Genomic DNA, 9,619 nt, shown 5'->3' with positions numbered 1-9,619 from the left:
TTTGAGGAGTAACACGCGATGTCCATGGCTGATCGTGATGGCCTGATTTGGTTTGACGGCGAAATGGTTCCTTGGCGCGATGCCAAAGTCCACGTATTAACCCACACCCTGCACTATGGTATGGGCGTGTTTGAAGGCGTACGCGCCTATAAAACAGAAGATCGCGGCACCTGCATTTTCCGTATGCAAGAGCACACAGACCGCCTGTTCCGCTCTGCGCATATTATGCGTATGGAAATGACCGTGACCAAAGAACAGGTCAACGAAGCTCAGCGCGCGGTAGTGCGTGAAAACGGCCTAGAAGAAGCCTACCTGCGGCCAATGTGTTTTTACGGCTCCGAGGGCATGGGCCTGCGTGCCGATAACCTGAAGATGCATGTGATTGTTGCCGCCTGGGATTGGCCTAGCTATATGAGCCCAGACGCGCGGGATAACGGCATTAAAGTACGCTGTTCTTCTTATACTCGCCACCATGTCAATATTTCCATGTGCAAAGCGAAAGCCAACGGTCACTACATCAATTCGATGCTGGCCCTGCGCGAAGCGCTAGACAGCGGCTGTGAAGAAGCCCTGTTGCTGGATAACGAAGGCTATGTTGCCGAAGGCAGCGGTGAGAACGTTTTTCTTGTTCGCAACGGTAAGATTTTTACGCCTGAACTAACCAGCTGCTTAGATGGCATTACCCGTAATACCATTTTTGAATTTGCTAACGAGCTGGGGCTGGAGGTCTCTGAAAAGCGTATTACTCGCGACGAAGTCTACGTGGCAGATGAAGCCTTCTTCACTGGCACGGCGGCAGAAGTATTGCCAATTCGCGAGCTGGATGGCCGCATCATTGGTGCCGGTAAGCGTGGCCCTATCACCACCCAGCTGCAAAGCATGTACTTCGATCAAGTTAAGGGGCGCCGTGAGCAATTCCCCGAGTGGTCTACCCCCGTTCGCTAATGGCGACTAGATACTGAGTTCCCGCAACGCGGGGCTCAGGTCGCCATTCAAACTACTCAATATCAATATACCGGCACTCGCCGCGAATAATGATTTCATTCAATACGGCATACTTGTCGGTAATGGTATAGCCTTTCGGGCAATACTCTTTTAATCGTGGGTCTTGCTTTAACAGGTAGTCGGCGCGTTTTAACTGCGTTTCTTCACTTTCTTTTGGGTCAATGTTTTGGGTCTGGCTGCCATTGGCGCGCTGGGTGATGGGGCGTGGCTTTTCCCTAAATAAGGGCAAAAGATAGCGAAATAGGCGAATGTCATCGCCTTTGATCGTGGTGTCAAACAAGCCTATTGCTTTGCCACTGCGACCGTCGCTGGCGCAGCCCGTTAAAATAATTAAGGCAACGAGGGTCATTTTTTTATAGGGGGGTAATGCTGTTATGCGCATTGCTATCAAGGTCTCTGCAAGGGGTTGGGAGCCTGCGGCGAGTGTAACATGACAAAGTCTTAATGCTATATACAGCGGCTGCGGGGCATCGCGAGTAGATTTATGGGCATGCCATGGTTAGAATCCTGTCACTAGATTGCGGCATTCTTCGATGAGGTGGGGCATATAGGGCTAAATAACGCCCTGTGTCTTCTGGCTAGGCTATTGAAAAGCCATTCTGTTAGCGATGAAGAATTCCTCGGTTTCATAAAAACGAAAAATAGCGATCCCGGATATGGCGTCAACCCCCACAGTAGCAACTTCAACTAAACCGGTATTTAAAGCCGAGGTCATTCCACTGGATGATGCCCGCCCTCGGCGTGCACTCAAAGTGTGTTTACTTGGTTACCGCAGCGCGCCCTATGGTGGCGGCCAAGGTATTTACCTTAAATACCTTAGCAAAGCCTTAGTTCAGGCCGGACATACGGTAGACGTGATCTCAGGTCAGCCCTACCCGCATCTTGATCCTAGAGTAAACTTGATCAAGATGCCCGGCATGAACCTCTTTGAAACCGGCCTTGGCTCTATTCGTCCCCATCACTTGCGTTCTCTCACCAATATTATTGAGTGGAGCGGTAAGCTGACAGGTGCTTTTGCTGAGCCCTACTGTTTTGGTCGGCGGGTGGTTAAATACCTCAAAAAGCATGGTCGTCACTACGACATTATTCATGACAATCAATGTCTTAGTTACGGCATGCTGGAATTGCAAAAGCACAATTTCCCGTTTATTACCACCATCCATCACCCGATCACCAGTGACCTTAGCATTGCCTTGAAAGCGGCCAAAAATTGGCGGGAGCGGCTGCTCATTCGGCGCTGGCACAGCTTTTTAATCATGCAGCGTCAGGTCGCTCGTCAGCTTCACCATGTGGTGACGGTTTCGGAACGCTCTCGGCAAGACATCGCGGTGGCCTTTGATATGCAGCCCGCCGGTATTAGCGTAGTGCTTAACGGTATTGATACTGAAGAGTTTCGCCCCTTGCCGAATACGGTCAAAAACCCGAACAGGGTGATGGCTGCGGTATCCTCTGATCAACCGCTGAAAGGCATGCGTTACTTACTGGAAGGCGTGGCCAAGGTATTGCCAAAGTACCCCGATTTAGAACTACTACTGGTTGGCCAGCCTAAAGAAGGTGGCGAAAGCAGTGCGCTAATTAAGGACTTAGGTTTGAGCAAGCATATTCGCTGTGTTAGTGGCGTTAGCACCGAGGACTTAGTGGGCTTTTACAACGAAGCCTCGGTGGTCATTGTGCCTTCGGTGTATGAAGGCTTTGGTTTACCCGCGGGAGAGGCGATGGCGTGTGGTACTGCAGTCATCTCTACCGATGGGGGGGCATTGCCCGAAGTAGTGGGCGACGCGGCAATTCAAGTGCCGGTGCGTGATAGTAGCGCGATTGCCGAGGCGCTAGATGCATTGTTGGCGTCGCCCGCCAAACGTGAACAATTAGCGGCTGCAGGGCGTCAGCGTATAGAAGAATTGTTTTGCTGGCAGCGTGCTGCCCAACAAATGACAAATTATTATTGGCAGGTGTTACAACGTGAAAACAGTTGATTTCCGTCATTTCCACCTGAACCGTGGCGATAAAGTATTAGATTTAGGCTGTGGCGAAGGTCGCCATGTGATCTCTGCCTATGTTGAAGGTGAGATTACGGCTATTGGTGTAGACCTATGCCTAAAGGATTTGCAAACAGCGCAAACTCGCTTTACTGACTTTAATGAGGCAGATAATAAGCACAAGGCATTTGGCTTAGCCAATGCCGACGCCTTGCAGCTCCCGTTTGCCGACAATAGTTTTGATAAAGTGATTTGTTCAGAGGTACTTGAGCACATTCCTGATTACGCCGCAGTGCTAAAAGAAATTGAACGGATTCTCAAACCCGGTGGCTTGTTCTGCGCGAGCGTTCCCCGCGCGTGGCCTGAGCAAATATGTTGGGCATTGAGTGAGGCTTACCATAAAGTTGAGGGTGGCCATTTACGCATTTTTAAAGCTAGCCAGCTGCGTAAACAAATACAGAGCTTAGGTTTTCGCCTTTACCGTCGGCATTGGGCACATGCTTTGCATTCCCCATACTGGTGGCTGAAGTGTGCATTTTGGGACCGCCAAGATAGCAATCCATTGATTAAACAATATCACCGCTTTCTAGTTTGGGATTTAATGGACAGACCGTTGTTCACCCGCACCCTAGAAGCGAGCCTCAACCCGGTGCTGGGTAAGTCAGTGGTGATGTACTTTGAAAAGGCGAGTCCGGCATGAGTGGTTTATTTTTAAGCAAGGGACTATATCCCCAGGAATTTTTCCGGCCGACAGTCGAATTTTTAGTACGCGCCCAACAGCAAGACGGCAGTATTCCGTGGTTTGCGGGTGGTCATGCTGACCCCTGGGATCACGTAGAGTCGGCGATGGGGCTGAGTATTGGTGGCGAATTTGAGGCGGCCGAAAATGCTTACCGCTGGCTTAAAAACACGCAGCTTGAAGATGGCAGCTGGTGGGCCGCCTACCGCGATGGCGAAGTTGACAATCATGAGCGCCGAGAAACCAATTTTGTTGCCTATATTGCCACTGGTGTTTGGCACCATTTTTTGATTAGTGAAAACCAAGGGTTTTTGCGAGAAATGTGGCCCTGTGTTCAGGGGGCCATTGAGTTTGTACTGGCCCAGCAGTCTCCTCACGGCGACATTAATTGGGCCGTGAACGCCGCTGGTGAAGCCATGTGCGACGCCCTGGTTACTGGTTGTGCCTCCATTTATAAAAGTTTAGAGTGCGCTGTGAATATTTCGGTGCAAGTTGGCTCGCCGCGTCCAATCTGGCGCGACGCGCGACAGGCACTGGGCGAGGCGCTACGTAACAAGCCAGAGCGTTTTGATCGTACCTGGGAGAGCAAATCGCGCTATTCCATGGATTGGTTTTACCCGGTGTTAACCGGCGCGATACCGCCTGCCAAGGCGCGCGCCCACCTGCAAAAGCGCTGGGGCGACTTTGTTGAGCCAGGCCTAGGGTGCCGCTGCGTCTCAAATGAGCCGTGGGTTACCGTCGCGGAGTCTTGCGAGCTAACCATGGCGTTATTGGCAGCAGGGGATCACGCCCGGGCCGTGACGGTGTACAGCTGGTTGCACCAATGGCGCGAGAGCAACGGCGAGTACTGGACGGGTTACCAATTTACTGAAGACTTGCTGTGGCCAGACGAGCGACCAACCTGGACGGCTGCTGCAATTCTACTGGCGGCGGATGCGCTAACAGAATACACCGCTGCCCATCGCTTATTTAAAGAAGTGCGTATGTTGGATGTTGATGCGGCAAAAATATTGCCAGAAAGAAGCCGAGCACAGTCTTTATAAGCATAAGCCTATTGGCTTGCTTGGCCGCGGAATTGCGTCGCGGCGAAGCCCGGTTCTTGTTTAGCCGAGTCGCGCGTCAAGGTTCGCTTGGCTGAGTTCTCGGCTACGTGATTGCGATGCCGCCTTTTTACGTTAATCCTGCCAAGGTCACATCTGCCCTTGCGTTGAAGCTCGACGGCGTGAGGTCTTTGACGCGCCTATTCGGTGCGCTCTTTATCTTCGTTTGCCGCTAGCTCTACGGCCAATTGCCGCGACACGGTGTGTGGCGAATTGCTGTATCGCGCCAATAGCCGGTAGGCCATCGGAATGACAAACAAGGTGAGTAGGGTAGCGCTGCTAACCCCAAACACCACCACAATCCCAATTGCGTAGCGGGACTCGCTACCAGCACCAAACGACAGCAATAAGGGCACAGCACCAATCACCGTGGTGATGGCGGTCATTGCAATGGGCCGCAGGCGCTGCCGGGCAGATTGAATAATCGCAGTGTCAAAATCCACACCCTGATCCCGCAACTGGTTCGCAAACTCCACCAGCAAAATGCCATTTTTAGCGGCCAAGCCCACCAACATAATCAGCGCTATTTGACTGTATATGTTTAAGGTTTGCCCAAACAAATACAGGCCCAGCAAGGCACCGGCAACGGCTAAAGGCACGCTCAGCAAAATAATGAAGGGGTGAATAAAACTTTCAAATTGCGCGGCCAGCACCAAGTAAACAATTAATAGCGACAGCGCGAAGGTAAAATATATACTGCCTCCGGCGTCGCGGTAGTCTAAGGATTCGCCTTTATAATCAACTACCGCCTCAGGAAACTTCTCGGCAACAAGGTTTTCGAGATAGGTCAGCGCTTCGCCCAGTGAATAGCCGTCGGCTAAGTTGGCGTCTATGGTAATCGCGCGCACGCGGTTATAGCGATTCAGCACCGCGGCGTCGCCGCGCTCTTGAATAGTCACCAAGTTGCCAAGGGGGATTAGCGCATCTGTGGTGGTAGACCGCACATAGATATTACTGAGGTCTTCAGGGCTGCGCTGGGTCTCTGGCTCGCCTTCGAGGATCACGTCGTACTCTTCACCGGCCATCATAAAGGTGGTTACCCGCCGGGAGCCGAGCAGGGTTTCTAGGCTGCGGTTGATCTCGCTGGCGTCTACGCCAAGTGCGGCGGCGCGGTCGCGATCAATTGTTACCGCAAGCTGGGGTTTGGTTTCGCGGTAATCGCTGTCGATGCCAAGCAAGCCTGGATTGGTGCGGGCCTCGGCTATAAGTTGGTCGCGCCATTGCGCCAGTTCTTGGTAATTGCTGCCGCCGAGCACGAACTCGACTGGTTTACTAAAGCCGCCACCGAGAGACTGAGGGGTAACCGGAAAAACGCTTAAACCGCTAAAGCCAGCTAGCCGCTGCCTTATCTCGCCGACGATTGCCGATACCGGAGGGCGCTCCTCCCAAGGCGTGAGCACCATAATACCTACGCCTTCATTATAGGTATCTGCGCCGCCGCGGCCACCGGGCGCACGGAGCAAAAAGCGCTTTATTACGCCGCTGTCGACCATGGGCATTAGTCGCGATTCGACTTCAGCCATTTGCGTGGTGGTGAAATTAAAGGAGCTGCCCTCGGGGGCGCGAATCATCATAAACACCACGCCGCGATCTTCTTTGGGCGCAAATTCAGCGGGCACTTCTTTTAACAGAAACAGGCAGCCGCCAATAGTCATCGCCAGTAGCACGGCCGATATAATCGGTCGCCTCATGCTGCGGCCGAGCAGCTTACCGTAGCGGCTTTCCATACGGTGTAGCAGCGACTCAACAAAATTGGCAAGGCCGCCGTGCATGGCGTCGCGATTTAATACACGCGCACAAATCACTGGCGACAGCGTTAAGGCCACGAGGCTAGAAAACATGACGGCCACGGCCATGGCAACCGCAAACTCGCCAAACAAGCGGCCCACGTCGCCCTCTAAAAAACTGATAGGCACAAAAACGGCCACCAGTACGGCGGTGGTGGCCATAACCGCAAAACCGACTTGGCGGCTGCCGCGATAAGCCGCAACCAACGGCGGCTCGCCATTTAGCAGGCGGCGATGAATATTTTCTAAAACAACAATGCTGTCGTCTACAACCAAACCAATGGCTAATACCAGGGCTAATAAAGTCAGTAAATTAACGGTGTAACCCAGGGCGTACAGCACCGTAAAGGTGGCAATAAGCGATACCGGCACCGTAATTGCCGGTACCAACATGGCGCGGAAATCACCAAGGAATAAAAATATCACCAGCACCACTAGCCCGGCGGCAATAAATAAGGTGCTATAAACTTCGCCAATGGCGCTGGCGATAAACACCGAGCTGTCAAAGCTCGAGTGCAGGCCCACGCCGTCGGGCAGGGATTTACGAATAAACGTGGCTTCCTTGTGCACCGCCTCGGCAACCGCAAGGGTATTCGACACGCTCTGCTTAACAATGCCCACGCCGACCATGGGCACACCATTGCCGCGGAACATATTGCGGTATTCGGCGGCGCCCAACTCGACGCGAGCAACCTCGCTAAGGCGCAATAAATTACCGTTGGTTTCGCGTTTAATAACCAGGTTTTCAAAGTCGCTGGGGCTGAGATAGTGGCGGTTTATTTTAACCACAAAGTCGCGGTCTACCGACTTGAGCGTACCGGCGGGCAGCTCGACGTTCTCGCGCCGCAAACTGCTTTCGACATCGGCCACCGTGAGCTGGCGGGCGGCGAGGGCCTCGCGGTTTAACCAGATCCGCATGGCGTATTCGGGGCCGCCGCTAACCCGCACCGAAGCAACGCCGTCGATCACCGCAAAACGGTCTACAATATAGCGTTGGGCGTAGTCGGCCAACTCAAGGGTGGTGTGGTTCTCTGAGGTGAGATTTAGCCACATAATCACCTGCTCATCGGCGTCGGCTTTGCGCACCTCGGGTGGCTCGGCCTCTTCTGGTAGGCTGGCCAGTGAGCCAGAAACACGGTCGCGAACATCGTTGGCGGCGGCGTCGATATCGCGATTTAGCGAAAACTCAATATTGATCGACGAAAAGCCATCGCGGCTACTCGACTCAATAGTCTCGATGCCCTCAATACCCGCAATGCGATCCTCTATCACCTGAGTAATACGCGACTCCACCACCTCGGCAGACGCACCGGTATAGACCGTGCGTATCGACACAATGGGCGGGTCAATGTCGGGGTATTCCCGCAGCGGCAAACGCTCAAAGGCCAATAAGCCAAATGCCAATAGTAATAAGCTAATAACAACGGCAAAAACCGGCCGCTTTATGGCGGTATCAGAGAGCAACATGGCTTATTTGTTTCCCTGTGGGGCAACAGCCATACCGGCTTGCAGATTGCCAATGCCCTCGTAAATTAATTGCTCACCGGCGCTGAGGCCGCTGCGAATTTCCACAAAACCGGGTTTGCGAACGCCCAACTCAACTTGGCGCTGCTCGGCCTTGCCGTCGCTTAACAACCACACATAATGCTGTAATTGCTCGCTCAGCAATGCCGATTCCGGAATGAGAATGCCCTCGCGCTCAGATGTAATTAACACGACCTGCATCAACATGCCGGGCTTAAGGTGGCCATCGGCGTTGGGGATGAGCGCCCTGACCTTCAGGCTGCGTTTGATCGGGTCTATGCGGCTGTCGATGGCGGAAATATGGCCAGAAAAATCCTCATTTAGCGCGTCGCTGCGGGCAATAATCTCCTGACCCAGCGCCAGCGCCTTAAGATTCAGACTGGGGATATAAAAGTCCAAGCGCATCACACTCAAATCATCCAGGCTGGTAATGCGGGTGCCAGGGCTGAGCAGGGCGCCGGGGCTGAGTTCCCGCAAACCCACCACGCCGCTAAAGGGCGCGCGGATGCTGCGTTCATTTAGCAACGCAGAAATTTCAGCAATCTTGCTCTCGGCGCGCAGCTTAGAGGTTTGGCGCTGATCATATTCGGTTTGCGCGGCAGATTGCTTGGCCAATAAGCCTTTCAGACGCTGCAGCTCACGCTCGTGCTCTGCCAAATCGGCGCGGGCAGATTTAAGCTGGGCAGCTTCTTCGGCTTGCGCTAAGGTCACCAGCAAATCACCCGATTTCACGGTTTGGCCGTCGTCAAAATGCAGGCTTTGGATCTTCTCTGTCACACTGCTGCTGATATCTACCGATTCCCGCGCCAGCAAACTGCCCAAGGCCTGTAAGCGCGTTTGTATGAGCTCAGTTTTTAGGGTTTGCACCTTCACCGGCGTTGGCGGGCGGCCCTTCGGCGCAGCAGCCTCGGGCGCGGGCTGGCAAGCCAGTATGCTAAGGCTAAGAAGGCACACGGAAGAGTAAGACAGAATCGATCTAAGACTATGGCTGTAATTAACACCGAACATCGGTGAACGTCTCCCTTTAATGGTGCGCAGGCGCGAATAAATAACGCAAAATGCCCTGCCGCGCATAAATCCTGCGGTAGCCCGTTAATGTAACGGTTGAGGTGCTAATTTTCAAAGCTAAATAAGAATTATTTTCAATAACTTAGGGTGGGCAGTAGCGTGCCTGTGTTCGCAATTATCTAAGCACGCGGTTATTGTCGCCTAGCGAAAAATAATGCTGCTCAGAAGCAATCAAGTGCTTGCTCAAAAGCAGGCAGCACATTATTGTTATTTACATTGTTATACCGGCGTACACGTAGGTACACCCGCCCCGACCAAAGGAATGGTGAAGCACTCATGTCGACAAGCCCTGCCAATTACTGCCTGCCTACGCAGCATAGTCTTCTTTCCGCTCCAGTTAAGTGCTCTGGCCAGCGTAATAAGAAAGGCCTTCCTACGCCAAAATTAAATAGTTTGAAAAACAATAAGTTGCTGTGCGGC

At 52.9% G+C, this 9,619-nt stretch carries 7 protein-coding genes; 4 read left to right on the top strand and 3 right to left on the bottom strand.

Annotated features, from left to right (window positions below; translation table 11 throughout):
* Positions 1-18: 18 nt before the first annotated feature.
* A complete protein-coding gene (locus ABYP33_RS15805) occupies positions 19-945 on the top strand; it encodes a branched-chain amino acid transaminase (protein ID WP_373092119.1) in 927 nt (308 codons plus the stop codon).
* 52 nt (positions 946-997) lie between these two features.
* Here the strand turns inward: ABYP33_RS15805 and ABYP33_RS15800 are convergent, their stop codons facing one another.
* Entirely contained in the window at positions 998-1,387 is a 390-nt protein-coding gene (locus ABYP33_RS15800) for a hypothetical protein (RefSeq protein ID WP_373092118.1), read from the bottom strand.
* A 274-nt stretch (positions 1,388-1,661) separates the two neighbouring features.
* Between ABYP33_RS15800 and ABYP33_RS15795 the strand changes: the two genes are divergently transcribed.
* Genes ABYP33_RS15795 through ABYP33_RS15785 form a run of 3 tightly spaced genes read left to right on the top strand, consistent with a single transcriptional unit; the run spans position 1,662 to position 4,763 of the window.
* On the top strand, positions 1,662-2,978 hold the full coding sequence (locus tag ABYP33_RS15795) for a glycosyltransferase family 4 protein (RefSeq protein ID WP_373092117.1): 1,317 nt from the start codon (positions 1,662-1,664) through the stop codon (positions 2,976-2,978).
* Positions 2,965-3,681, top strand: a complete 717-nt coding sequence (locus ABYP33_RS15790; protein ID WP_373092116.1) for a methyltransferase domain-containing protein — start codon at positions 2,965-2,967, stop codon at positions 3,679-3,681. Before ABYP33_RS15795 ends, ABYP33_RS15790 begins: the two co-directional genes overlap by 14 nt.
* A complete protein-coding gene (locus ABYP33_RS15785; protein WP_373092115.1) occupies positions 3,678-4,763 on the top strand; it encodes a prenyltransferase in 1,086 nt (361 codons plus the stop codon). The genes ABYP33_RS15790 and ABYP33_RS15785 overlap by 4 nt, the downstream gene beginning before the upstream one ends.
* A 197-nt stretch (positions 4,764-4,960) precedes the next feature.
* On the opposite strand, the gene ABYP33_RS15780 is transcribed toward ABYP33_RS15785, so the two are convergent.
* Together ABYP33_RS15780 and ABYP33_RS15775 are read right to left on the bottom strand one after the other, a co-directional pair.
* Positions 4,961-8,074 (bottom strand): efflux RND transporter permease subunit, encoded by a 3,114-nt coding sequence (locus ABYP33_RS15780; RefSeq protein WP_373092114.1) that lies wholly within the window; start codon positions 8,072-8,074, stop codon positions 4,961-4,963.
* A gap of 3 nt (positions 8,075-8,077) precedes the next feature.
* Complete coding sequence (locus tag ABYP33_RS15775; protein WP_373092113.1) at positions 8,078-9,139, bottom strand: efflux RND transporter periplasmic adaptor subunit; 1,062 nt, start codon at positions 9,137-9,139, stop codon at positions 8,078-8,080.
* Positions 9,140-9,619 lie beyond the last annotated feature (480 nt).

The sequence above is a fragment of the Zhongshania sp. genome, from assembly GCF_041584495.1.
GTDB lineage: Bacteria > Pseudomonadota > Gammaproteobacteria > Pseudomonadales > Spongiibacteraceae > Spongiibacter.
This window is presented reverse-complemented; position numbering and strand designations above follow the sequence as displayed.

Bases quoted from the DNA above. Each gene is read 5' to 3' on its own strand.
- ABYP33_RS15775 (WP_373092113.1), bottom strand. From the start codon at position 9,139: ATGTTCGGTGTTAATTACAGCCATAGTCTTAGATCGATTCTGTCTTAC.
- ABYP33_RS15800 (WP_373092118.1), bottom strand. From the start codon at position 1,387: ATGCGCATAACAGCATTACCCCCCTATAAAAAAATGACCCTCGTTGCC.
- ABYP33_RS15785 (WP_373092115.1), top strand. From the start codon at position 3,678: ATGAGTGGTTTATTTTTAAGCAAGGGACTATATCCCCAGGAATTTTTC.
- ABYP33_RS15805 (WP_373092119.1), top strand. From the start codon at position 19: ATGTCCATGGCTGATCGTGATGGCCTGATTTGGTTTGACGGCGAAATG.
- ABYP33_RS15795 (WP_373092117.1), top strand. From the start codon at position 1,662: ATGGCGTCAACCCCCACAGTAGCAACTTCAACTAAACCGGTATTTAAA.
- ABYP33_RS15780 (WP_373092114.1), bottom strand. From the start codon at position 8,074: ATGTTGCTCTCTGATACCGCCATAAAGCGGCCGGTTTTTGCCGTTGTT.